Consider the following 22,838-nt stretch of genomic DNA (forward strand, 5'->3'; position numbering starts at 1 on the left):
TGAGCCTATCAGCTGTCGTGTCGTGCCGCCTGTTTGCGATAGGTCCCCGGAGAGATTCCGACACGCTGGGTAAAGAAGCGGTTGAAATAGGCGGGGTCGTCAAAACCGGTCATATGTGCCACCTGCGCGACGCTGCTCTCGGTATAGACGAGGTAGCGCTTGGCTTCCATCAACAGCCGCTCGTAGAGCAGGTCCGACGCGGTCTTGCCGGCGCGTGCCTTGCAGGCCGCATTGAGCCGCGCCTGCGTCGCCGCCAGCTCTTTCGCGTAGAAGGTCAAGGATCGCTCCGTCCGGAAGTGGCGTTCCAGAAGGGCCCTGTAGCGCAAAAGCAGATCATAACCCCGGTCTGGCGTGGATATACCGGTCTCGTCATGGGTGATGTTAAGCCTCAGCACGATCACGAGCAGCCGCATGTAGTGCGCCATCATCGATATGCGCCGGCCGGGTGCCGACCAGATGAATTCCCGATGCAGCCAGTGAAACGTATCGACGACGGCCGGAATGCTGACGCCGGTTCCTTCGATCGGGTAGACTGCCGGTCTCGATGCAGCCGTTTCGAGCCGCGGGTCCGAGCTTGACGCTGCCTTCAGGCAACCGAGTGCGGCCGTCACCACGTAGCCGTCAGTCCCCGGATCAAAATCGATCTGGTGAACAATTCCGGCTGGAACGACCATGATCGCAGGCGCGGGTATGAATGAGATTTGATCCTCCATGCGGATGGTTCCACCCCCCTCTCTGACCAGCAGAACCTGCATATGGTCGGGATGGGCATGCGGATGAATCCTCCAATCGTTTGGCCCGCTGCGGTCACGCAGGGGTTCGATATGCAGGAAGTCCAGATCGACGTCGGCACCCTGATCGCCATAGAGATAGTAAAGCGGAATGCCGCCTGCGGCCAAGCTTCCCATGTGTCCTCCTCATTATCTCCCTGCCAAATAGTGCAACAATTGCGCGACGGCGTCCATTGGTCATCCCCGGTATGCGGGTTAGCAAGATCTCCATCAAACGCGACCGGGAGAAGCGGATGGAGCCGAAGAGGGAGGAGGGGCACGTCTGTGACGTGCTGGTCGTCGGATCGGGCGCGGGAGGGCTTGCCACCGCGATCACGGCGAGGAAACACGGCCTGTCCGTGATCGTGATCGAGAAGGAGCCTGTGTTCGGAGGCACGACGGCGTTTTCGGGTGGCGTGCTGTGGATACCCGGAAACCGGCACGGGAAGTCGAACAACCCGAGCGATACGCGCGACGCGGCGCGCCGTTACCTCAAGGCCGAGACCGGGAACTGGTTCGACGCGCAAACGATCGACGCGTTTCTCGAGGCCGGTCCGAAAATGCTCGACTGGTTCGAACGCGAGACGGTGGTGAAATTCGTCCCCACGCTTTACCCGGACTATCACCCGACGGTGGATGGCGGCGTCGATGTCGGGCGCTCGGTGCTGGCGGCGCCTTTCGACAGCAGCGTGCTCGGCAGCGATCTTGCGCGGCTGCGGCCGCCGCTCGGCTCGATCACGTTCATGGGCATGATGTTCAACTCGTCCAATGCCGATATCAGGCATTTCTTCAACGCCACCAAATCGCTGACCTCGTTTTCCTACGTGATGAAACGCCTTGTCGCGCATGCCGGCGAGGTTGTGCGTCACGGCCGCGGCGTCCAGGTCACGAGCGGCAACGCGCTGGCAGCGCGGCTGGCCGCAGCCTGTCTCGATCTCGATATTCCGATCCTGACCGATACGCCGGCGCTACGGATGACCAAGGACGGTAGTCGTATCACCGGTGTCGAGGTCGGTGGCGCGTCACCCGGCCGTATCGTCGCCCGGCGGGGCGTAGTCCTTGCTTGCGGAGGATATGCGCAGGATCTCGCGAGGCGAGCCGGGATCTACGCCCATCTCAAGGCAGGCGGTGAGCATTTTTCGCCGGTACCGGAGGGCAATACCGGTGACGGCATCCGTCTCGGCGAAGAGGCAGGCGGCGCATTTGATGCCGAATTCGCCCAGCCGGCCGCCTGGATGCCGATCAGCCGTGTGCCAGGCATAGGCTATTTTCCGCATCTGCTCGATCGCTACAAGCCGGGCATGATCGCCGTTCTGTCCAATGGCCGGCGATTTACCAATGAGAGCGAGAGCTACCACGATGTCGGCGCTGCCATGGTTGCGGCGGGCGAGGGGGGCGCGTGGCTGATTTGCGACCATCGGGCGATCCGCAAGTATGGTCTTGGCCACGCAAAGCCGGCGCCGGTGCCACTCCTGCCGTGGCTACGGAACGGGTACCTCAAGAAAGGCAAGACGCTTGCCGATCTCGCCAAGGTCTGCGGGATCGATGCGACCGGTCTGGTGGCGACCGTGGCCGAATTCAACCGGGGCGCCAGGCAAGGCCTAGACGAACAGTTCCATCGCGGCGAGACCACCTTCAACCGGTACCTCGCCGATCCCGACCACAAGCCCAACCCTTCGGTTGCGCCTGTGGAGCAAGGGCCGTTCTACGCCGTCCGGCTGGAAATCGGCGACCTCGGAACGTTCGACGGACTGAAAACCACAGTGGAGGGCTCGGTCGTCGATCGGGATGGCCGGGTGATCGATGGCCTGTTTGCGGTCGGTAACGACCGGGCCTCGATCATGGGCGGCAATTATCCCGGTGCCGGGATCACGCTCGGCCCGGCGATGACATTCGGCTGGATCACCGGGCGCTATCTCGCAGGGATCGCACCGGCGGCGACGGGGGAGGGAGACGCGGCATGAGCTGGCTTGGACTGGAGGGAAAGACGGCCGTCATCACCGGCGCCGGAGGCGGCATCGGTCAGGGGCTGGCGCGCGCCTTCGCTGCGGAAGGTGTGCGGGTCGTGCTGCTCGACCGTGACGAGGCGCAGACGGCGTCGCTCGCTGCCGAACTGGGTATGGGTAGTTTCTCGCTCAAGTGTGATGTGTCGCGGGCAGACGACGTTGCCGCAGCGGCGGATGCGGTCGAGGCGCAGGGAGGCGCTGATATCCTGATCAACAACGCCGGAATCCTGCGGCCCGGCCCGCTCGAAAGCGTCTCCGAGGCCGACTGGTCGGCGATGCTTTCCGTCAACCTTACGGGTTATCTCGTCACCGCTCAGGCGTTCGGTCGCGGCATGATGTCCCGCGGACAAGGTGCCTTGGTGCATGTCGCGAGCATTTCGGGCAGCTACCCTCAACCTGCAAGCGGCGCCTATTCCGCGTCGAAGGCAGCAATCCTGATGCTGTCGCGCCAGCTTGCCTACGAATGGGGACCCAAAGGCATCCGCTCGAACACGTTGAGCCCGGGACTGGTGCGAACGGCGCTTTCCGAAACCTTCTACGCCGATCCGCAGGTCAAAGCGCGACGCGAAGCCATGGTCCCCGTCGGCCGTATCGGAAGCCCCGAAGATCTGGCAGATACAGCCTTGTTTCTCGCCTCGCCGCGCGCATCCTACATCACGGGACAAGACATCCTCGTCGATGGGGGGCTGTCGCAATCGCTGATGGGACTGGTACCGAGGCCTGGTTATGCGTGAAGCCCTCGTCACCGGCGGCGCCGACGGGATCGGCCTGGCAATTGCCCAAGCGCTTGCTCAAAGCGGCCACCGCATCACCATCGCCGATATCGACGGCGATAAGGCTGCTGAGCGGGCGGCCGAATTGGGCGATGTCCATCGCGGCATGGCCTGCGATGTGACCGATGAGGCGCAGGTGGCCGCGGTCGCGGGTTCAGCTCCGTTCGATGTCCTGGTCAACAATGCCGGGATCGGCGACAGCCACCTGCCAACGCTGGAGCAGGGGATCGAGGTTTTCCGGAGGGTGCTCGATGTGCATCTGGCCGGCACGTTTCTGATGTCGCGGGAAGTGGCGCGTGGCATGGTCGCGCGGGGTGATGGCGCAATCGTTAACCTGTCCTCGATTGCAGGGCTGACCGGTCTTCCCAAGCGCAACGCCTATGGCGCTGCCAAGGCCGGGATTGTTGCAATGACACGGGCAATGGCCTGCGAGTGGGCAGGGCGGGGTGTGCGGGTCAATGCCGTTGCGCCGGCTTTCGTGCAGACCGCGTTGGTGGAAAAGCTGGCCGCCGCAGGCCGGATCGATCTGCCCACGCTTCGCCGCCGCACGCCGATCGGGCGACTGATCATGGCCGAGGAGGTGGCTGCCGCCGTCAATTTCCTAGCCTCACCAGCGGCATCGGCGATCACCGGTGTGGTGCTGCCGGTCGACGGCGGCTGGACCGCGTTCGGTGATTTCGGCGACGCGTCCCCTTGAGAACGCTTCGCCGAAAAGGTTATGCGATCGCGAGGATCAATCAGGCGGCATCCTCGATGTGACCGCCGAGGAAGAGCTGGCCCACACGCGGGTCATTGAGCAGCTTGTCCGACCTGTCGAACATCCGCGTCTGGCCGAGTTCCAGGACCAGACCATAATCGGACATGGCGAGCGCCGCCTTGGCATTCTGTTCGACCATCAGGATCGTTACGCTCTGGTCGCGCAGGCGGGTCAGCGTCTGGAACACTTCCTGCACGAGATTGGGCGACAGGCCGATTGACGGTTCGTCGATCAGGATCAGCTTCGGATCGAGCAGCAGCGCGCGGGCGATCTCAAGCTGTTTCTGCTGGCCGCCGGAGAGCTCGATCGCCTTCTGGTCCTTGCGCTGGCGCAGCATCGGGAACTGGTCCATCACCTGTTCCATCCGCATTTTCACCCGCGCCTGATCCTTGGCGGTAATGCCGCCGAGTTCGAGATTGTGCAGCACGGACAGTTGCGGCACGACATTGCGGCCCTGCGGCACGTAGGTAACGCCACGGGCAATCATGTCGGCCGGGCGCTTTCGCGTCACGTCCTCGCCTTCCAGGTGGATGGAGCCGGAATTGATGTTGAGCAGTCCGAAGATCGCCTTGAACACCGTGGACTTGCCCGCGCCGTTCGGACCGATCACTGTGGTGATGGACGCCTTCGGTATGCTGAAAGACGTCCCGTTGAGGATTGTGATACGGCCGTAACCGCCATTGAGGTTTTTCACTTCCAGCATGTCAGCCTCCGAGATACGCGTCGATGACCAATTGGTTCGCCCGGATTTCATCCGGTGTCCCCTCGGCGATGATCTCGCCCTGCGCCAGCACGATGACGCGGGTGCAGAGCGACATGACGAATTCCATATTGTGTTCGATGACCACGAAGGTCGTGCCATGTTCGCGGTTGTAGGTGATCAGCCGGTCCTTGAGGTGCCCGAGCATGGTCAGGTTGACGCCGCCCGCCGGCTCGTCGAGAAGCACGATGCCGGGTCCCGCCATGAAGGCCATGGCCGCGTCGACCAGCTTTTGCTGGCCGTAGGAAAGCGAGCCCGCCGGTGTGTCGCGGTAAGGCGTCAACCGGAAGAACTCGCTCAGCTGTTCGGCCTTTTCCGTCAGTCCGGCATCCGACTTGCCCAACAGGCGCGACAGCATCGAGCCTTCATGCTCCTGGCCGGCAACAATGATATTGTCTAACACCGTCATGTTGGGGAAGACCGAGAGCTGCTGGAAGGTGCGGCCGACACCCATCAGCGACAGGTCGGCAGGCCTTACGCCGTCGGTGGACTTGCCGTTGATCTTGCAGTGACCCTCGGTCGGCTTCGACTGGCCAAGAATACAGTTGAACAGCGTCGATTTGCCCGATCCGTTCGGGCCGATCAATCCGAGGATCTCGCCTTTATGCACATCGAAGCTGACCTGGTGGACGGCGCGGATGCCGCCGAACCGTTTTGAGATGTTGTGAACCGAAAGAATGACCTCCTGGGCCGCCGCATTCATAGCTGGACTCCCTGTTTGAGATCGCGGCGGGCTTCATGCTTGGGCCGGAACCTTTCGGCGAGTTTCTTGCCGGCCCCGATCAGGCCGGTTGGCGAAAACACCATCAGGACGATCACCAGCGTCGAGTAGATGATCAGGTAATAGCCTTCCGTGAAGCGCAGCAGTTCCGGCAGGAGGATCACCACGGCGGCACCCAGCATCGGGCCGAAGAAGAAGCCCGAACCGCCGACCACCACCATCAGCAGGATTTTCAGGGAATGGATCAGTGCAAAGCTGCTGGGCTCGATGAACTGCACCAGCGGTGCCTGCAGCGCGCCGGCAAGACCGCCGAACGCAGAGCCGATGGCAAAGGCGAGCAGTGTCTGGTGTCGAACCTTAAGGCCAAGGCTTTCGGCGCGGATCGGATTTTCGCGCAGCGCCCTGAAGGCTCGCCCCCAGGGAGAGCGCAGGATCCACCACATGGCGCTAGCGGACACGACGAAGCAGACCAGCGTGAAATAGTAAAAGGCGATGTTGCTGTCGGTGGTGATGCCGAAAAACGACGGCCGGGGCATGCCGACAAGGCCGAACGAACCGCCGGTAATCTCTTCCTCGTTGCGCAGCACGAGGAACAACAGCGTGTTGAAGGCAAGCGTGACGAAGGCGAGGAAGTGGTGCTGAACCCGCAGCGCGGGGTAGCCGAGCAGCAAGCCGACCGCGAAGCTTGCTGCGATCGACACGATCACGGCCAGTCCCCAGTGAACGCCGTTGAGCGTCATCAGCGCGGTGATGTAGGCGCCGATGCCCATGAAGGCGGCCTGCGCCAGGCTGACTTGTCCGGCATAACCGAGCGTCAGGTTGAGGCCCATGGCAGTGATCGAGAAAATCAGCCACGAGGCCAGCGTGTAGACGATGTAGTTGCCCTGGCCGATCGGAGCGGCGACGAGGGCAGCAATACCCAGCAGAAGCAGAAACGGTTTCAGGAGGATCATACGGTTCTCCCTTCCGAGGTGCCGAGCAGGCCCTGCGGACGCAAGAGGATGATGGCGATCAGCAGCAGAAGCGGCATGGCCGAGCGGTACTGGGCGGAGATGTAGACAGCCGATAGATTGTCGATCACGCCAATCAGCAGACCGCCCACCAGAGCGCCACGGATCTGGTTGAACCCGCCGACGATGGCGGCGATGAAAGCGACGAGGCCGAGCGTTTCACCATTGGAAAACTTGGCGAGATAGATCGGCGAGATCAGCACCGAGGCGACAGTGGCAAGGCCGGCATTAATCAGAAATGTATAGAGCACCATGCGCTTGACGTTGACGCCAAGGATTTCGGCGACCGCCGGATTCTGGGCGCTGGCCTGCATGCATCGGCCGGTCCGTGTTCGGTTGAGAAAGAGCTGCAGGCTGCCGATCGCGAGCATCGAGACAACGAGATTGCCGATATCCTGCATCGAAACGCTGGCACCGGCGATCTCGTAGACCGTCTGCGGAAAGATCGCAGGGAAGGGCTGGGCGGTCGCGCCGTAAAATTCCTTGACGCTTTCCTTCATCAGCAGGCCGAGCGAAATGGTGGCGATGACCAGCGGCAGCGTTCCGTGCGGCAGCATCGGTTCGACGATCAGCCGCTTGAAGGCCACGCCGAGGATAAGAAGCGACAGCGCGAGCGCCAGCGCCACGGAGGGCCATAGCGGCAGGCCGAACACTGTCATACCAACCAGCACGAAAAACGCTGGCAGCATGACGAACTCGCCCTGGGCAAAGTTGATGGTTTGCGATGCCTGCCACAACAGGGTGAAGCCGACTGCCGCAAGCGCGTAGATGGAGCCGGCGGCGAGACCGGAGACAATAATCTGGATAAACTCGGCCATGGGGTCGTCCTCACGGGCTGGTAATCGGCGTGACGTGCAGGATTGATGACGACGTGCCGGCGGCGCGAACCGCCGGCACTTGTCTCGTCATGCGATCAGCATCAGTTCGGCGGCAGCACCGCCTGGACCACCTGTTTACCGTTCTCGACTTTCACGACAAAGCTTTCGCGCGACATCTCGCCGGTGTCGTCCCAACTCACATCCATCAGGACGCCGGGGTGCTCCTTGGCGGTCAGCTTGAGACCGTGCAGCTTTTCCGCGATGGCCTTGCTGTCCGGCTTGCCGACCATTTCCGTGACGTATTTCAACGTCCAGGCGGCGGTGTAGCCTTTGATGGCATTGTGGTCGGGCGTGTACTTGAACTTCGTCTTGAAGCGCTCGACCATTTCCTTGACGGCGGGGATATCGGCATCGGGCGTCAGGCCGACATGGCCCATAGCGCCGTTGGCCGCATCGCCGGCAAGTTCGATGACCTTGTGGCCGATCAGAGTAGTTTCGCCGAGAAGCGGTTTGTTCAGGCCTTGCTTGCGGGCTTCGCGCAGGAAGCGGGCGCTTTCTTCTTCGGTGTAATAGATGAAGAAGGCTTCGGCCGTGGAGCCCTTCAGCTTCAGCACGTCGGCGGAAAAGTCAGCCTGCGCCTGTTCGGACGGCACATCGACGACGATCTCGATATTGGCAGCCTTCATCGCATCGACGAAAGCCTTGTGGCCGCCCTTGCCGAATTCGGTATTGGCCCAGGCGACGCCAACCTTTTTCAGGCCCATCGTCTCGGACATGTATTTGGCAAGTTTCGGCACGCCCTTTTGCGAGCCGAAGGCGGTGCGGAAGATGTAGGGGTTTTTCATGGCGACGATGGACGGAGCCTCGGAGCCGGTGAACTGCGGAATGCCGGCCTGACGCGCGACCAGCATGTTGACCACGGTTGATGACGAGAACACCGTTCCCATGATCGCGTAGATACCGTCGTCGATACCCTTCTGCACCATGGCGCGCGAAACCTGCGGGTCGGTCTGGCTGTCATATTCCAGAATCTTGACCGGCTCCTTGAGAATGCCGCCCTGCGCATTGATTTCCTCAAAGCCCATCTTCACGCCATCGCGGAAGTTGGTGCCGGCCGCGGCGCCGGGTCCGGACAACTCGACGATCGAGCCGACCTTCAGTTCAGCAAGCGCCGGCATTGCGCCGAGCGCCAGTACCATTGCAGTCGTGGTGATAAGTTGTCTGATCATGACCTTCCTCCTTGGCTGATCGATATTTCCGTCCCGGCGGCCAGGTCTCCTCCCTTGTCGCCGTATCCTCATGCCCGGGCGTAGACCCGGGCCTGCGGTGTCTCCGTCTCGATCGCCTAGGCGTCGATCGTGCGTGTCCCCATCAACAGATCGGCCAGCAGCACGGCCTGGGCGTCGAACATGCCTGACCCCGACATGGTGCCGCAGCCCTTGTCGCGGGCAGCAGCAATCAGCGGCGGCACGGCCGGCCGCGTCACGACGTCCGAGACGAACTGGTCTGCGGTCAGAAGATCCGTCTGCACCGGCAGGGGATCGGTCTCACGCATGCCAAGTGGCGTGGCATTGGCGACCAGTGCAAAACCGCGTGGATCTGTTGAGCCTATCCGCGCACGACCCGGAAATGCCTTGTTCAACTGCGCGATCAACGCGTCGCGTTTGTGCGTGTCGAGATCGTGCAGGGCCAGTTCCGAGGCGCCGCGTGCCAGGATTTCGTAGGCGATGGCCGCTCCGGCGCCGCCGGTACCCACCAGAAGCGCAGACTTGCCGGCGATCTCGAAGCCTTGGGCCGCGACACCGTCAAGGCAGCCGTGTCCGTCGGTTGCGTCGCCCACCCAGTCGTCGCCATCGCGGATCATGATGTTGACGGCGCCGGATGCCTTTGCGCGGGCCGATATGCGGGCGCAGAATTCGAGGCAGGGGACTTTGTGCGGTACCGTGACAATGATGCCCGCGACATTGCGCATGCTCTTTGCCTGCGACAGCCAGCCGGCCAGGTCTTCGGGGAGAATATGGACCGGTGCGACGATGCCGTTAAAGCCGCGATCGGCCATGATCTGGCTGAGCGAAGCGGGCGATTTCACCTGTCCGATCGGATGGCCGATGATCGGGAAGAGCTTGGTCTCCCCGTCGACCTTTATATTTATACTCACGCCTTCCTCCCCTCGGCATGCGATCCGACCCTTGTCCGGTCGTTCTCAAGCTCGACAAAAACATAGGCCCCTTCGTCGGCAAATGGACGATGGGGGCGAAACGTTGGACTATTCAACACCGGCGGTCTCCTTCAGTTCGGCCAAGGCCCGGGCGATGCCGTTGCCGACAGTCGTGACAGGCTGATTGCCGAGGATGTGCGGCACCGGGTCCGACGCCAAATCGGCGGGAATACGCAAGGGCGGTCCGCTGATCCGGATCTCGTTCCAGCCGGACTGGTGACTGAGTTCGGCGACAAAATCGGTCATCTCCACCGTATCTCCGGCCATGGTCAGAACGGTCGCTCCTTCCAGCGGCACTGTCATCGCGGTCGATAACATCTGTGCCACGTCGTCCACGTAGACGAAGCCGACGCGGCCGGAAAAATGGATTTCGGCCGGTTCGCGGCGCACGGCTGCTCCAAGCGCGATCGACGGACCAGCCGCGATGCCAGCGCTTTCGCCGGGGCCGTAGACGATGTAGGGGCGAAGGCCGAGGCTCGGGATGCCGTGGTCGAGCAGATAGGCCCGCGCCATGCCTTCGACCGCAAGCTTTGTCGCCCCATAGACCGTCATCGGCCTTGGATTGACGGCATCGTCGAGTCCGAACACGCCGGCCGAACTCAGATAGGCAATCGGTAGGCGCTTTGCCTTTGCCGCCTCGAACACGTTGATGCTGCCTAGAAGATTGACGCGCGTGCCGAGCGCCGGGCTGCGGGCACAATCAACCGTCATCAGGCCGACGAGATGGACAATTCCGTTGCATCCATCGGCAGCTTTCGCCACCGCGGCGGCATCGGTGATGTCGCCCGAGACGATGTCGACGCCATCCATGACGGATAGTCGTTCCGGCTTGGGAGCCAGGTCGAAGATCCGGACCCGGTGCCCGGCCGCCTGCAATGCCCTGACGGTTCGCAGGCCGACGAAGCCGGTTCCGCCGGTCACAAGGACGAGGCTCATGCAGCCTCTCCCTTGCGAGCAGCGACGGCGCGGCGGGCTGCATGACGGGCGGCGATGGCCCCGAACACGATCGCCGGGCCAACAGTGATGCCTGGGCCGGGATAGACCCCGCCCATGATCGACTGCAAATCGTTGCCGCAGGCGTAAAGGCCTGAGATCGCCGATCCGTCGCGCCGCAGAAGCTGGGCATTTTCGTCGCCGACCAGGCCTATGGCCGAGCCGATATCGCCAGGCCAGAGTTTGACGGCATAATAGGGAGCCGTCTCGAGCGGCCCGAGTGTCGGATTGGGCCCATGCGTCGGATCGCCATTGGCCTTTTCGTAGACGGTGGTGCCGCGGGCGAAGTCGGCGTCCGTGCCGGTCCTTGCATAGGCGTTCATTCTGGCCACGCTGTCGTTCAGGCCGGCAGCGTCGATGCCGAGCTTTCTGCCGAGTTCGTCGAGCGTCGCAGCCTCGGTCAGGTAGCCATCGGCAAGATAGGGGGCAATGTTCGCACCACCGGGCCGGATCATCCCCATGCCGTATTTCTTCAGCGCCGCAGCGTCGGCAATCAGATAGGTGGGCACATGGCTGCCGTCCTTGTTCGCCGCATACATGGCCGACACGAACAGGTGGTAGCTGGTGCTTTCGTTGACAAAGCGACGACCGTCGCGGCCAACCGAGATGATGCCGGGTTTGGAACGGTCGAAGACGAAATGCGGAAAAACCGCCATCGAGCCATCGGCGCGCTTGCGATGCGAGACCGGCGCCCAGAAGCACGGCTGCGCCGCCGTGTCGCCGTGATAGGCGCCCGCGGTAAAGGCGAGATCATGCAGCGTGCCCGTATGACCAGGCGCCGACGGGCTGAATTCGGGCAGTGGTTGCGGCAACTTGTCTGCACGCATGGTCGGGTGACGGGCAAAGCCGCCGGAGGCGAGGATCAACCCGCCCGTGACGTGAATCTGCCGTTCGGTATCCTTCTGACGGAGTGTCACGCCTGTTACGCCGTGAGGCCCGGTCGTGAACGCCAATGCCTCGGTTTCGGTGAGGATGGTGACCCCAAGCTTTCGCGCGGCAAGCAGCATCCTGCCGATGAGAGCATTGCCCATCACCAGCCGCGTTCCGCGGCCATGGCGGATCTTGTCCAGGTAGTAATGTCCGATCAGTCGAGCCGAGTAAGCGGTCGACTTCGCCGATTTGCCAATTTTCATCAGATGGGCGATGTCGTCACGGTCCACCATGAGGCCGCCGAGAATGGTAAATTCCGGGATGGGCGGACGGATGAGATGCAGGTCTTTCCCGAGCGCCGATGCATTGAACGGCAAAGGTTCGAGCGCCCGCCCGAAGGACGTGGCGCCCTCGAGCTCGTAAAGATAGTCGGGGTGAAAAGGGCGCGCACGGAATTTGACGTCCGTTTTGTCTTCCAGCGCATCGACCACACCTGTCCCGGCTGCAACAAACGCATCGCGCACGGATTTGGAGCTGTGGTTTCCGACAGCGCGATCGAGAAAGCCTGAAACCTTATCGCGACTGTCGTCGGCACCCATGGCCTGCGCGTGACGGGTAAGCGGGATCCACGTGGTCGCGGCGGAATAGGAGGTCGTGCCGCCGAGATATTCGGTGCGCTCGACCAAAAGGACACGTGCGCCTTCCATCGCGGCAAAGATGGCGGCCGACATGCCGCCTGCGCCAGCTCCCAGTACGACGACATCGTAATCTGACCCGACTTTCGTCAGTGCATGTTGCATGTGGCAATCCTCCCAAAAGACGAGACAGACCAGTCTTCTGTGGCCACCATCACAAATTATGGAATCACATTCAAGAATAAAAACTAGTTCCATTTTTGTTATTCGTCTGATACCTCACATTCAATCGGGGAGGGTTTGGATGGGACGTGTAGTCGACACTGCGGTAATTGGAGCCGGTGCCATCGGCCGCACGCATATCGATACGCTGGCTGGAATGCCGCGTTTTCGCCTGACGGCGATCGTCGACCCGATGCCGGCGGGTTCTGTTCTCGCTGCCTCGCTTGGCATTCCCTACCTACCGTCCTCCGAGGCCCTGATCGATTCGAGTCTCGCTCGCGCGGCGATCGTCGCCACTCCGAACGAGACGCATCTCCCCGTATCCGAAGCTTTGTTGCGGGCCGGTATTCCTGTGCTTCTGGAAAAGCCGGTCGCCGAAAGCATGGCTTCGGCGCTGAGGCTGATCGCGATTGCCGACGAGACCGGTCTGCCGCTTCTGATCGGTCACCACCGCCGCCATAACCCGATCATCCGCGCAGCCCATGCGGCGATCCATGCCGGCCGGATCGGTGATCTGGTGATGGCGACCGTGACCTGTTCGCTTGCCAAGCCGGCCGGATACTTCGAGGCCGCGTGGCGCAGAACTCCGGGCGCCGGCGGGCCGTTGCTGATCAACATGGTCCACGAAATCGATCTGCTGCGGCATTTCTTCGGCGAGATTGCGCAGGTCCAGGCGATCGCCAGCCATGCGCGCCGCGGTTTTGCCGTCGAGGATACGGCGGCGGTCAGTCTCTCCTTCGTCGATGGCGGGATCGCGACCCTGTGCATATCCGATACCGCGGTCGGCCCCTGGGCCTGGGACCTGACAGCGGCGGAAAATCCGGCACGCTTTCCGGCTCATCCGGTAACCGCCCACCATTATGCCGGCAGCAAAGCTGGCCTCTCGCTGCCCGATCTGACGCTCTGGGAACCGAGGGGCGAGCCGGACTGGACTGAGAAGTTGCGGCCGACAGTACTCGATGTCATCCAGGCCGACCCCTACGAGCGCCAGCTTTCCCATTTTGCCGATCTGATCGACGGGTCAGGCACGCCGATCGTGTCAGTACGGGACGCGACGGCCAACCTGATCGTGCTCGATGCGATCCGCGCGGCAGCCGATACCGGACAGTCCGTCACAGTTGACCTTTCACCGCTCGAAAGCCTTAGTGGAACAGTGTTCAACAACGGAATGGGTCCATGAGCAGCGTTCTCGGAAAATCCCTCGCCATCATCGAACTGCTGGTCAATCATCCGGCCGGCCTCACCGTGTCGGCGATCGCCAGCGAAATCGATCAGCCGGCAAGCGGCGTACACCGGACTTTGCAGGAGCTCGCGCGGCTAGGTTATGTGCGCCAGGCGCAGGCGCAGGGCGATTACGCCCTGACCATCAAGCTGCCGGCCATGGGCGTCGGGTTTCTCGGCCGTGCCGGCATTACGGATGTGGCGCAGCCGGTGCTCGACGAACTGGCGGCGCATTCCGGCGAGTTGATCCGGCTTTCCGTCATCGATGGCGACCGTCTGACCTGGGTGGCGGTGGCGCAGGGGGCAACACGTGGCCTCCGTTACGATCCGGGCCAGGAACAGGGCGTGGTCGTGCATCTGGCGAGTTCCGCCGGGGGTAAGGCGTGGCTTTCGTCGATGAGTGATGAAGAGGCGCTGTCGCTTGTCTCCGGCCAAGGGCTTTTGCGACAGGCGGAAGGCACGGGACCGAACGCCCCGCGCAGCCTTACGCTGCTGTTGGAACAACTGGCTCAGGCCCGCGCGCTCGGTTACGCGACGGCGGTGGATAGCTATATCGCCGGCATGGCGGCGATGGCCGTTCCGGTCCGGTATCACGGCCATGGTCAGGTGCTCGGATGTCTCTCGATCGCCGGCCCGGCCGTGCGGATGACCGCGGAGCGGATGGCGGTGCTCGCACCCCGGCTCCAGGCCGCGGCCATCGAACTTGGCGAGGCAGCCTCGGGATCGCAATATTTTCAGGCAGTCGTGAAGGCGGTTGAGCCGGCCAGCGGAATGGAACGAAAGACCGCGTAGCAACGCGCCGTTCCACTGTCTTGTCCGGGCATGTACGTAAGGCGGGGATGGATGGAACGGCAATCTGTGATTACCATGACCTGTGATGTTCTCGTCATCGGTTCCGGCGCTGCCGGGCTCGCGGCGGCGGTGACGGCAGCGCACTACGGCTGCAAGGTCATCGTCGCTGAAAAGGCTTCTGTTTTCGGCGGCACATCAGCCTGGTCGGGCGGCTGGCTCTGGATACCCCGCAATCCTCTGGCGCGGGCCGCCGGAATAGACGAACCACCGGAGGGGCCCCGCGGATACCTGCGCAGCGAACTCGGCAACCGTTACGGTGATCCGCGCGTCGCGGCCTTCCTGGACAATGGTCCGGAAATGGTTTCCTTCTTCCAAGATCATACGGAGGTCCGCTGGGTGGACGGCAATCGCGTGCCGGATTTCCACGACACGCCCGGTGCTCTGAAGGGTGGCCGGTCGGTGACGGCAGCTCCGTATGACGGGCGGCGGCTCGGGCCATGGATCGACAAGCTTCGCCGGCCGCTCGACGTCGCCAGCCTCTGGGGCATGGGGCTCGCAAGCGGTGCCGACATCGGACATTTCTTCAAGGCAACCCGCAAGCCGCGTTCGGGGCTCTACGCAGCGGGCCGGCTCGTCCGGCATTTTCGCGATCTTGCATTGCACCGCCGCGGCATGCATCTCGTCAACGGCAATGCTCTTGTTGCCCGTCTGCTGCGCTCGGCGCTCGATCTCGGCGTGTCGATGATGGAACAGGCGCCGGCAAAAGAGCTGTTGCGGAATGGCGATCGGGTCGTCGGCGCGCGGCTGGGCAATGAAGGTGCCGATACGATCGTTCATGCGGCGCGCGGCGTCGTGCTGGCGACCGGTGGTTTTCCGCATGACCGCGACCGTCTGACTGCGCTGGCCGGATCGGCCGGCGGCGGCGAGGGACATTTTTCGGCAGCACCCCGCAGCAATACGGGCGACGGATTACGGCTGGGGGAAACCGTCGGCGCCACCGTTTCCGCAGATCTCGCATCGGCCATGGCGTTGGCGCCGGTGTCGCTGGTGACACGGCCGGATGGCAGCGTTGCCCATTTCCCGCATCTGATCGAACGCGCCAAACCCGGCATCATCGCCGTCAACGCGTCGGGCAGACGGTTCGTCAACGAGGCGGACAGTTATCACGACTTTACCAAGGCGCTGCTCGATGCGACGCCGCAGGCAAGCCCGCCTGTTGCCTGGCTGATTGCCGATCACAGGGGACAACGCCGCTGGGGCCTTGGATGGGCAAAGCCGTTTCCCTTTCCTCTCGGCCCGGCGATCCGTTCCGGTTACCTCAAGAGAGGTCGAACGCTGGCCGAGCTTGCCGCGGTCTGCGGCATTCCCGAAGTAGCTCTCACAGACACGGTCGCGACTTTCAATCGATATGCTGAGCGTGGCGAAGACCCCGAATTCGGGCGCGGCCGGTCCGCCTACAACCGGGTCCAGGGCGATGCCGACCACGCGCCCAATCCATCGCTTGCCCCGCTTGCCCATGGGCCGTTTTACGCGGTGAAGATCGTGCCCGGATCGCTCGGAAGCTTCGCTGGCCTTCGCACCGATCCGCAGGCGCGGGTTCTGGACGCGGGCGGCGAGGCAATCCCCGGTCTGTTTGCTGTCGGCAACGACATGACGTCGATCATGGGCGGCAATTACCCGTCCGGCGGCATCACACTCGGTCCGGGCATGACGTTCGGATACATCGCCGGTCGGGTTCTGTCCGGCCAGCCCGTCACGGTATCCGAGACAATTTCACAGGAGGAAATGGAATGAGCCTTTATGAACTTGCGACGCTCGACACGGTGATCTTTGGCGCTGGCAAGGCAACGCCTGGGATCGAAGCCTGGGTTGCCGCAGGCGAGGGGCGCCTCTGCGGAGCCTGGGGCACCGATATCGGCTCGCTGAACCGTATCTTCCTGCTGCGCGCCTTCGACAGTCTCGATAGTCTCTACGGCGAGCGCGAGCGGGCGTTGCGTAGCGACAACCCCTTCGGCTGCGTCGAGCAACTGGTTTCGCTCAGCATGGAAAGCTACCGCGCGCTGGAATTCCTGGCCCCCATCAAGGCCGGCACGTTCGGTCCGATCTATGAGTTCCGCACCTATCACACCCGGATCAACGGCATCACGCCGACCGCGGAAAAATGGGCCGATGCGGTGCCCGGGCGCGAGGCCTATTCGAAGCTCACCGTTGCCATGTATGGGCTCGACGGCAGGCCGCGGCTCACCCAGATCTGGCCCTATGCCAGCCTTGCCGCCCGCACCGACGCCCGCGGAAAATCGGTCGCCGACGGCAAGTGGCCACCGAAGGGCGGTCCCGACTGGCTGACACCTGAAATGACCAGCCAGATCGCCATGCCGCTACCCTTCTCGCCGCTGAAGTGAAGGCACCGATCGGGCAGGCCATCATCGCGACGGCCTGGTACGAGACGTCTGGACGTCATCCTGCCGCTCTCCGTGTCCGGCGAGCGTTGCTTTTCTGCGTGAAGGCGGACCGGCATCAGTCCTATAGATTGGCCGTATAGTCCATTGTTCAAACGCCTGCGGGTGCGCTTAAAGAGACCCCAAGATCTACGGAGGATTTCATGCGCACCCAAGTCGCCATCATCGGTTCTGGCCCTTCGGGTCTCTTGCTTGGCCAACTGCTGACCAATGCCGGTATCGAAAACGTCATTCTCGACAGGGTGAGCAAGGACTACATCCTTGGCCGGGTGCGGGCGGGTGTGCTGGAGGAAGGCATGGTCAGCATGATGGAGCGTGCCGGTGCGGCGGACAGGATGCACAGGGACGGCCTCCCACATGACGGGTTCTCGCTTGCCTTCGACGGCCGCGACCACCGCATAGACCTGTTCGGGCTAACAGGAAAACGCGTGCTGGTTTACGGCCAGACCGAAGTCACCCGCGACCTGATGGATCAGCGCGAAGCCTCCGGCGCAACCACGATCTATAGTGCCGAAAACGTAGCGCCGCATGACTTCGATGGAACGAACCCGTACGTGACATTCGAAAGAGAGGGCGTCAGCCACCGGATCGACTGCGATTTCATCGCCGGCTGCGACGGTTACCACGGCATCAGCCGTAAATCGGTGCCGGAGCACAGTCTCACGACGTTCGAACGGGTCTATCCGTTCGGCTGGCTCGGGATCCTGGCGGATGTGCCGCCGGTCAGCCACGAACTGATCTACGCCAATCACAGCCGCGGTTTCGCACTGTGTTCGATGCGCTCGGCCAGCCGCAGCCGCTACTATATCCAGTGCGGACTGGACGAGAAGATCGAGGATTGGTCGGATGAGCGCTTCTACGACGAACTGCGTCGGCGGTTGCCGGCGGAGCATGCGGAAAGCATGGTCGTCGGCCCCTCATTCGAAAAATCGATCGCGCCGTTGCGGTCCTTCGTTGCCGAGCCGATGCGGATCGGCCGCCTGTTCCTGGTCGGCGATGCCGCCCATATCGTGCCCCCGACCGGCGCCAAGGGGCTGAACCTTGCAACCAGTGACGTGTTCTACCTGTTCGAAGGTCTGCAAGAGTATTTCTTAGAGAAATCAGCCGCGGCAATCGACGCCTATTCGATGCGAGCCCTCAAGCGCGTATGGGGCGCCGTGCGCTTCTCCTGGTCGATGACGACGATGATGCACCGCTTTCCCGAAGCCGGCGAGTTCGACCGGAAAATCCAGGAAGCGGAACTCAATTACCTCGTAGGCTCGAAGGCTGCGGCAGCAGCACTCGCCGAAAACTATGTCGGCATGCCCTATTAGGCTCCGTCGGAAAGAGTTGTAGGCCGAAGCTGCGGAGCGGCCGCCATACACGCCGATCGCGATCATTGCTCATCGCAAACGTGATAATATGTTGTATTCGTCGACGTGCGTCATACACTTGGCAGGATGGTTGGGCGTTCCTGATCGTCGGCATCCGCAATATCGGTTGTGTGTCCCACTGAATATTTTATGTTGAAGTGACAGCAGACGAGAACGATCGATTGGTAGATACGCACGACAGTCCTTTCACCACTCAGAAATCGGTACATCGGCGGAAAGCGTGCAGCGCTTGCGCCAACTGCGATGTGCGCACAATGGCTGTTTGTGCTGCGTTGGCTGACGAGGAACTTTCCGAACTCGACAAGATCATGACCTCTCGGCATCTTGCTCCCAACGAGATGCTTGTGAGCGAAGGCGACCCTTTGCATCGGACCTACAGCCTTACTGCAGGCATGTTGCGACTATCGATCGCGCTCCCCGATGGACGCCGCCAGATCACCGGCTTTCTGCTGCCGGGCGACTATCTTGGCCTGGCGGATGAGGACGTCCATTCCTCCACGGCGGAAGCGATTGGTTCAGTCCAGCTCTGTTCGTTCTCGACGCGCGAAATGCATGCGCTGATGGAACGCTACCCCAAGCTGAAGGACCGGCTGCATTCCTTTACCCGCTCGGCGCTTCGCCAGGCCCGTGACAATCAGATGATTCTCGGGCGCCTGGCGCCGGTCGAAAAGCTTGCGAGCTTTCTTCTGGCGCTGTCGGCAAGGGCTGCGGAGCATAAACTTTCCGCCAATCCTCTGTCCCTGCCAATGTCGCGGACCGACATAGCGGACTATCTTGGGCTGACGATCGAAACCGTCAGCCGCTCCTTCACCAAGCTGCGCAATACGGGCATGATCCGGCTGCCCGATCCGCAAACCGTCGAACTGATCGACATGTCTGCGTTGGAGGCCGTTGCAGGCATCAACGTTCACTGATCTTCGCGCAGACGTCCGTCCGTCAGATGGAGGATGCGGTCAACGATCCCGAACGGCAAGTGCGCATGGCTGATGAGGAGGACGGTTCGTCCCACCGTCGCGTTCCTGAGATCACTGAAGAACGAGAGTTCGGTTTCCCGGTCGAGACCGCTGGTCGGCTCATCGAGAACGAGGATCTCCGCCTTGGACAGAAGTGTTCGGGCGAGGCAAAGCCGCCGTGCCTGTCCGACGGAGAGTGTATGACCGGCTTCTCCGACCGGCGTTTCCAGACCGGCAGGCAGACTGCGCACAAAGTCGGCGAGACGCGCCTTGCCGAGAGCGAACCAGCATTCGTCATCGCTCGCTCCGTTGCAGCCGATCCTCAGATTGTCACCGATCGTGCCGATGAAGACCGGCGCGTTCTGTTCGAGCAGGGCGATCCTGGCGTGGAGATCGGACTGCGCGATGTCGCGGATATCCGTACCCGCAACGCGCACGGCTCCCGCGATGGGATCAGCGAGGCGCAGGAGAAGGGCGCCGAGTGTGGATTTTCCGGCGCCGCTTTCCCCCATGATGGCGACGCTGCTTCCGGCGTCCACCGTCAGATCGAGGTTCCGTAGGACAGGCCGCCGCGGATCGTAGCCGAAGGTCAGGCCTTCGATTGAGATACTTCCCCCGGCGGGAAGGGCTGCCGGGTGGAGCGTATCGACGACAACAGGTGGTGTCTCCGCCAGTCTCCTCAGTCGCTCCGCCGCAGCGATCGCGCTACCGAACTTTGCGACCTGACGGGTGACGGCCGCCGTTGCCTCGAAGCTCCCGAGCGAGGCGAGAAGAAGGCCGACGAGAATAGGGCCGCTGATCAGGCCACGTTCCAGAGCCGTCAGCCCGGTCAGCAATGTGCAGACGACTGCAAGTCCTCCCAGGACGGCGATTGCTGCTGACGCCGATGCCGAGGCACGGGCGAGACGCAGCCTCGTCCTTGAAAGATCTGCAGCGATTGCATCGGAGCGTGCCCGCATCCGATCGGCAGCACCGAATGCAATCAGATCGGCGTGGCCGTCGACCATGTCGAACGCCGCCACACGCAGTTCGGTCGAGAGGTCTATGACCCGGGCGCCCAGCCGGCGCGTTCCGCTTGAAAGCAGAATCGGAACGACAAACAGAGCTGTCGCCATGAAGACCGCATATAGGACTGCAGCTGCCGGCAGCATGACGGACAGGAAAACGGTCACTGCCGTTGCTGTGAGTACACCCGTCACGAGCGGACCGGCTGCAACGATGAACACACTGTCGAGCGCATCCACGTCTGCCGTTAGCCGTGAAACCGCATCGCCCTTGCGGAGCGTCTGGCTGGCTTGGTGCACGCCGGGACCGAGGCGTCTGAACAGCCATTCTCTGATGTCGGCCAGCACTCGAAGCGTCGTGTCGTGACCGACGAGCTTTTCGCCGTAGCGCGACAGAATACGCAGCATCGACAGGCCGCGGACGGCAGCCGATGGGCCGAATAGGTTAAAGCTCATGGTAGCGGTGGTCAGGAATGCCGCGGTCAGGAACCAGCCGGAAATGCCCAGCAGAGCAACGCCCGCGAGAAGTGTCGCAAGCGAAAGGCCCAGGGCAATGGCGAAGCCTGCCAGATGGCGCCGAAACAGCGGGTGGAAAGACAGGAGCGCTCTCATGCGGCAAACTCCCGACCAGAGGAAACGACAGACAGGGTCGGCCTCATTGGCAAGAGATGTCCGTTCTCGAACCGCATTGTCGCGTCCATGCGGGAAGCGACCGTCATCGAATGCGTGGCAATGATCATCGTCCGCCCTTGGGCGAACCCCTGGAGGCGATCGAGCACGGTCGCTTCCGTCTCGGGATCGAGATGCGCGGTCGGCTCGTCAAGCAGGATGATGGACGGATCCGTGAGATAGAGGCGGGCCAGGCCGACGCGATGAGCCTCGCCGCCGGACAGGCCGAGACCACCTTCTCCGATGCGGGTTGCAAGTCCATCCGGAAGGCCATCGCTGAACGCGGTGACCAGGGCCAGATCGGCCGCGCTGCGTACCTTTTCGTCACTGGCACCGGGATCAGCGAAGCGGATATTGTCGGCAATCGTGCCATGAAAGAGATGCGGCCGCTGGCTGACGAAGGTCAGCATCCGGCGGAGCTCGCGCTCATTAATGTCGTCGAGCCGGCGATTGCCGAACTCGATTGTTCCTTCAGTGCGCGCAAGCCTTGCCAGCACATTCAGCAGCGTCGACTTGCCGATGCCACTGCGGCCGACGAGGGCGATATGCTGGCCAGCCGGGATGGAAAGTCTGCTCGATGTGAGCAGAATGGAGCAACCGTCCGGCGTTTTGATGCTGAAATTGGTGGCGAGGATCGGGACCGCGGAGGAGACAAGCCGCACCGGTGCCGGAGGGATGATCACAGCCACGGGCATGGGAAGCTCGCCGAATTGCCGCACGATCTCTGCGACCGCCCCCTTGGCATGGGCGCGGTCGTGGTAATGTGCGGCGAGCGATCTAAGCGGAAGATAAACTTCCGGAGCCAGCAGCAGACAGAAGAGCCCGGATTGGAGCGACAACTGCGTACCCGGCAGGTCGACCATGCCGAGATAGCTGAGGCCGACGTAAAGTGCGACGCCGGCAACGCCAAGCGCTGCGAAAAATTCGAGCACTGCCGATGACAGGAACGCGATGCGCAGCACGCGCAGCGTCCGCCGGCGAAGCTGGTCTGTCGCCTCGTGCATGGCTCCAGCCTCGATCTCCATTCGTCCGAACAGCTTCAGCGTGAGGAGACCGCCGAGACGGTCGGCGAAATACTCCGACAGCCGCGACAGCGCATTGGCCTGTGCATCGCTTGCGGCCTGTGCCCCGAAGCCGACCAGTGCCATGAACAGCGGGATCAACGGCGCAGTGAACAGAAACAGCAACCCGACCACCCAGTCGAACGGCATGACGGCCGCGGCAAAGATGATAGGGAGCAGCGCGGCCTGGATGGTTGCGGGCAGGAACCGCGAAAAGAATCCCTCGAGAGCCTCGACCTGATCGACGACCGTGCTGGCAAGCGCGCCGGACGACCGGTCTTGTCTCCAGTCCGGACCAGGGGCAAGCAGCCGCGTGGTCAGGCTGTCGCGCACCGTTCGCTTGATCTTCTCGGCAGCGACCGATCCCGCCCACTCGGCAGCAAAGCTTAGGTATACGCGCAGGACAAGGAGAGAAGCGAAACCGAAAATCTGCGGCGAGAGCTGGCCTAAGGGAACGCCATCCTCGATCGCCCGGCCGAGCACCTGCGACATTAGGAGCACCTGCCCGATCAGCAGCAGGCCGGAGATTAATGGGAGTGCGACCGCGATGCCGAGGGCGATGCCGCCGTGCCGGCGCAGGGCGGAAAGCGCTTTCCGGTCGCCGCCATCTTCACCCATTTCCTGCTCGTCTGTGATTGTGGTCATCGGTTTCCGCACTGCCCTGATCGTCGTGGGACTATCTAATCCGGCATGCAGGAGGGCTCATTGATTGCAATCAATGCACGGGGCCCGTGCGGTGGATTATGCCGCTTT

20 protein-coding genes are annotated in these 22,838 nt (G+C 62.5%); 9 read left to right on the forward strand and 11 right to left on the reverse strand.

The features are described 5' to 3' along the window. Positions 1–8 precede the first annotated feature (8 nt). Positions 9–908, reverse strand: a complete 900-nt coding sequence (locus ACQY1K_RS17925; protein WP_430260000.1) for a helix-turn-helix domain-containing protein — start codon at positions 906–908, stop codon at positions 9–11. Positions 909–1,024: 116 nt separating this feature from the next. Between ACQY1K_RS17925 and ACQY1K_RS17930 the strand changes: the two genes are divergently transcribed. Genes ACQY1K_RS17930 through ACQY1K_RS17940 form a run of 3 tightly spaced genes read left to right on the forward strand, consistent with a single transcriptional unit; the run spans position 1,025 to position 4,246 of the window. Continuing rightward, positions 1,025–2,734, forward strand: a complete 1,710-nt coding sequence (locus tag ACQY1K_RS17930) for an FAD-dependent oxidoreductase (protein WP_430260002.1) — start codon at positions 1,025–1,027, stop codon at positions 2,732–2,734. Continuing rightward, positions 2,731–3,510, forward strand: coding sequence for an SDR family NAD(P)-dependent oxidoreductase (locus ACQY1K_RS17935; RefSeq protein ID WP_430260004.1), 780 nt, complete (start codon positions 2,731–2,733; stop codon positions 3,508–3,510). Before ACQY1K_RS17930 ends, ACQY1K_RS17935 begins: the two co-directional genes overlap by 4 nt. Next, positions 3,503–4,246 carry an SDR family NAD(P)-dependent oxidoreductase gene (locus ACQY1K_RS17940; RefSeq protein WP_430253797.1) on the forward strand — a complete coding sequence of 248 codons (744 nt, stop codon included), beginning with the start codon at positions 3,503–3,505 and terminating at the stop codon, positions 4,244–4,246. The genes ACQY1K_RS17935 and ACQY1K_RS17940 overlap by 8 nt, the downstream gene beginning before the upstream one ends. A 40-nt stretch (positions 4,247–4,286) precedes the next feature. Here ACQY1K_RS17940 and ACQY1K_RS17945 read toward each other — a convergent pair whose 3' ends face one another. From ACQY1K_RS17945 to ACQY1K_RS17980, 8 genes are all read right to left on the reverse strand, one after another. After that, positions 4,287–5,009 (reverse strand): ABC transporter ATP-binding protein, encoded by a 723-nt coding sequence (locus ACQY1K_RS17945; RefSeq protein ID WP_430253795.1) that lies wholly within the window; start codon positions 5,007–5,009, stop codon positions 4,287–4,289. A gap of 1 nt (position 5,010) precedes the next feature. Then, positions 5,011–5,769, reverse strand: coding sequence for an ABC transporter ATP-binding protein (locus ACQY1K_RS17950; RefSeq protein WP_430260006.1), 759 nt, complete (start codon positions 5,767–5,769; stop codon positions 5,011–5,013). Then, complete coding sequence (locus ACQY1K_RS17955) at positions 5,766–6,740, reverse strand: branched-chain amino acid ABC transporter permease (RefSeq protein WP_430260008.1); 975 nt, start codon at positions 6,738–6,740, stop codon at positions 5,766–5,768. The genes ACQY1K_RS17950 and ACQY1K_RS17955 overlap by 4 nt, the downstream gene beginning before the upstream one ends. Then, the gene (locus tag ACQY1K_RS17960; protein ID WP_062459345.1) at positions 6,737–7,615 is read right to left on the reverse strand and encodes a branched-chain amino acid ABC transporter permease; all 879 of its coding nucleotides are present in this window, start codon (positions 7,613–7,615) and stop codon (positions 6,737–6,739) included. Before ACQY1K_RS17960 ends, ACQY1K_RS17955 begins: the two co-directional genes overlap by 4 nt. Before the next feature lie 101 nt (positions 7,616–7,716). Next, positions 7,717–8,844, reverse strand: coding sequence for an ABC transporter substrate-binding protein (locus tag ACQY1K_RS17965; protein WP_430260011.1), 1,128 nt, complete (start codon positions 8,842–8,844; stop codon positions 7,717–7,719). A gap of 116 nt (positions 8,845–8,960) precedes the next feature. Further along, a complete protein-coding gene (locus ACQY1K_RS17970; RefSeq protein ID WP_430260013.1) occupies positions 8,961–9,773 on the reverse strand; it encodes a shikimate dehydrogenase family protein in 813 nt (270 codons plus the stop codon). A gap of 108 nt (positions 9,774–9,881) precedes the next feature. Further along, positions 9,882–10,769 (reverse strand): NAD-dependent epimerase/dehydratase family protein, encoded by an 888-nt coding sequence (locus ACQY1K_RS17975; protein ID WP_430260015.1) that lies wholly within the window; start codon positions 10,767–10,769, stop codon positions 9,882–9,884. Further along, positions 10,766–12,496: an FAD-dependent oxidoreductase gene (locus ACQY1K_RS17980; RefSeq protein WP_430260017.1), complete on the reverse strand. Its 1,731-nt coding sequence runs from the start codon at positions 12,494–12,496 to the stop codon at positions 10,766–10,768. Before ACQY1K_RS17980 ends, ACQY1K_RS17975 begins: the two co-directional genes overlap by 4 nt. A 139-nt stretch (positions 12,497–12,635) precedes the next feature. On the opposite strand from ACQY1K_RS17980, the gene ACQY1K_RS17985 reads away from it, so the two are divergent. The 6 genes from ACQY1K_RS17985 to ACQY1K_RS18010 all read left to right on the forward strand — a co-directional run bounded on the left by ACQY1K_RS17985 (position 12,636) and on the right by ACQY1K_RS18010 (position 19,312). Next, complete coding sequence (locus ACQY1K_RS17985) at positions 12,636–13,733, forward strand: Gfo/Idh/MocA family protein (RefSeq protein ID WP_430260019.1); 1,098 nt, start codon at positions 12,636–12,638, stop codon at positions 13,731–13,733. Next, positions 13,730–14,566 (forward strand): IclR family transcriptional regulator, encoded by an 837-nt coding sequence (locus tag ACQY1K_RS17990; RefSeq protein WP_192087254.1) that lies wholly within the window; start codon positions 13,730–13,732, stop codon positions 14,564–14,566. The genes ACQY1K_RS17985 and ACQY1K_RS17990 overlap by 4 nt, the downstream gene beginning before the upstream one ends. Before the next feature lie 51 nt (positions 14,567–14,617). Further along, entirely contained in the window at positions 14,618–16,360 is a 1,743-nt protein-coding gene (locus ACQY1K_RS17995; RefSeq protein ID WP_430260021.1) for an FAD-dependent oxidoreductase, read from the forward strand. Then, positions 16,357–16,968, forward strand: a complete 612-nt coding sequence (locus tag ACQY1K_RS18000; protein ID WP_174197614.1) for an NIPSNAP family protein — start codon at positions 16,357–16,359, stop codon at positions 16,966–16,968. The genes ACQY1K_RS17995 and ACQY1K_RS18000 overlap by 4 nt, the downstream gene beginning before the upstream one ends. A gap of 200 nt (positions 16,969–17,168) precedes the next feature. Further along, positions 17,169–18,338: a 4-hydroxybenzoate 3-monooxygenase gene (gene pobA / locus ACQY1K_RS18005; protein ID WP_430260023.1), complete on the forward strand. Its 1,170-nt coding sequence runs from the start codon at positions 17,169–17,171 to the stop codon at positions 18,336–18,338. A 314-nt stretch (positions 18,339–18,652) separates the two neighbouring features. Beyond that, positions 18,653–19,312, forward strand: a complete 660-nt coding sequence (locus ACQY1K_RS18010; RefSeq protein WP_082471789.1) for a helix-turn-helix domain-containing protein — start codon at positions 18,653–18,655, stop codon at positions 19,310–19,312. Here the strand turns inward: ACQY1K_RS18010 and cydC are convergent. Next, positions 19,306–20,967, reverse strand: coding sequence for a thiol reductant ABC exporter subunit CydC (gene cydC / locus ACQY1K_RS18015; protein ID WP_430260025.1), 1,662 nt, complete (start codon positions 20,965–20,967; stop codon positions 19,306–19,308). The genes ACQY1K_RS18010 and cydC overlap by 7 nt on opposite strands. Continuing rightward, positions 20,964–22,730: a thiol reductant ABC exporter subunit CydD gene (gene cydD, locus ACQY1K_RS18020; RefSeq protein WP_430260027.1), complete on the reverse strand. Its 1,767-nt coding sequence runs from the start codon at positions 22,728–22,730 to the stop codon at positions 20,964–20,966. Before cydD ends, cydC begins: the two co-directional genes overlap by 4 nt. Positions 22,731–22,838: the final 108 nt, after the last annotated feature.

Origin of the sequence: Neorhizobium sp. IRS_2294 (assembly GCF_050500145.1) — a bacterium.
Classification (GTDB): domain Bacteria; phylum Pseudomonadota; class Alphaproteobacteria; order Rhizobiales; family Rhizobiaceae; genus Neorhizobium; species Neorhizobium soli.

What these genes read in the sequence shown, in the direction of transcription:
- ACQY1K_RS17925 (WP_430260000.1), bottom strand. Translation starts at nt 908, where the DNA reads ATGGGAAGCTTGGCCGCAGGCGGCATTCCGCTTTACTATCTCTATGGC.
- ACQY1K_RS17930 (WP_430260002.1), top strand. Translation starts at nt 1,025, where the DNA reads ATGGAGCCGAAGAGGGAGGAGGGGCACGTCTGTGACGTGCTGGTCGTC.
- ACQY1K_RS17935 (WP_430260004.1), top strand. Translation starts at nt 2,731, where the DNA reads ATGAGCTGGCTTGGACTGGAGGGAAAGACGGCCGTCATCACCGGCGCC.
- ACQY1K_RS17940 (WP_430253797.1), top strand. Translation starts at nt 3,503, where the DNA reads ATGCGTGAAGCCCTCGTCACCGGCGGCGCCGACGGGATCGGCCTGGCA.
- ACQY1K_RS17945 (WP_430253795.1), bottom strand. Translation starts at nt 5,009, where the DNA reads ATGCTGGAAGTGAAAAACCTCAATGGCGGTTACGGCCGTATCACAATC.
- ACQY1K_RS17950 (WP_430260006.1), bottom strand. Translation starts at nt 5,769, where the DNA reads ATGAATGCGGCGGCCCAGGAGGTCATTCTTTCGGTTCACAACATCTCA.
- ACQY1K_RS17955 (WP_430260008.1), bottom strand. Translation starts at nt 6,740, where the DNA reads ATGATCCTCCTGAAACCGTTTCTGCTTCTGCTGGGTATTGCTGCCCTC.
- ACQY1K_RS17960 (WP_062459345.1), bottom strand. Translation starts at nt 7,615, where the DNA reads ATGGCCGAGTTTATCCAGATTATTGTCTCCGGTCTCGCCGCCGGCTCC.
- ACQY1K_RS17965 (WP_430260011.1), bottom strand. Translation starts at nt 8,844, where the DNA reads ATGATCAGACAACTTATCACCACGACTGCAATGGTACTGGCGCTCGGC.
- ACQY1K_RS17975 (WP_430260015.1), bottom strand. Translation starts at nt 10,769, where the DNA reads ATGAGCCTCGTCCTTGTGACCGGCGGAACCGGCTTCGTCGGCCTGCGA.
- ACQY1K_RS17980 (WP_430260017.1), bottom strand. Translation starts at nt 12,496, where the DNA reads ATGCAACATGCACTGACGAAAGTCGGGTCAGATTACGATGTCGTCGTA.
- ACQY1K_RS17985 (WP_430260019.1), top strand. Translation starts at nt 12,636, where the DNA reads ATGGGACGTGTAGTCGACACTGCGGTAATTGGAGCCGGTGCCATCGGC.
- ACQY1K_RS17990 (WP_192087254.1), top strand. Translation starts at nt 13,730, where the DNA reads ATGAGCAGCGTTCTCGGAAAATCCCTCGCCATCATCGAACTGCTGGTC.
- ACQY1K_RS17995 (WP_430260021.1), top strand. Translation starts at nt 14,618, where the DNA reads ATGGAACGGCAATCTGTGATTACCATGACCTGTGATGTTCTCGTCATC.
- ACQY1K_RS18000 (WP_174197614.1), top strand. Translation starts at nt 16,357, where the DNA reads ATGAGCCTTTATGAACTTGCGACGCTCGACACGGTGATCTTTGGCGCT.
- pobA (WP_430260023.1), top strand. Translation starts at nt 17,169, where the DNA reads ATGCGCACCCAAGTCGCCATCATCGGTTCTGGCCCTTCGGGTCTCTTG.
- ACQY1K_RS18010 (WP_082471789.1), top strand. Translation starts at nt 18,653, where the DNA reads ATGGCTGTTTGTGCTGCGTTGGCTGACGAGGAACTTTCCGAACTCGAC.
- cydC (WP_430260025.1), bottom strand. Translation starts at nt 20,967, where the DNA reads ATGAGAGCGCTCCTGTCTTTCCACCCGCTGTTTCGGCGCCATCTGGCA.
- cydD (WP_430260027.1), bottom strand. Translation starts at nt 22,730, where the DNA reads ATGACCACAATCACAGACGAGCAGGAAATGGGTGAAGATGGCGGCGAC.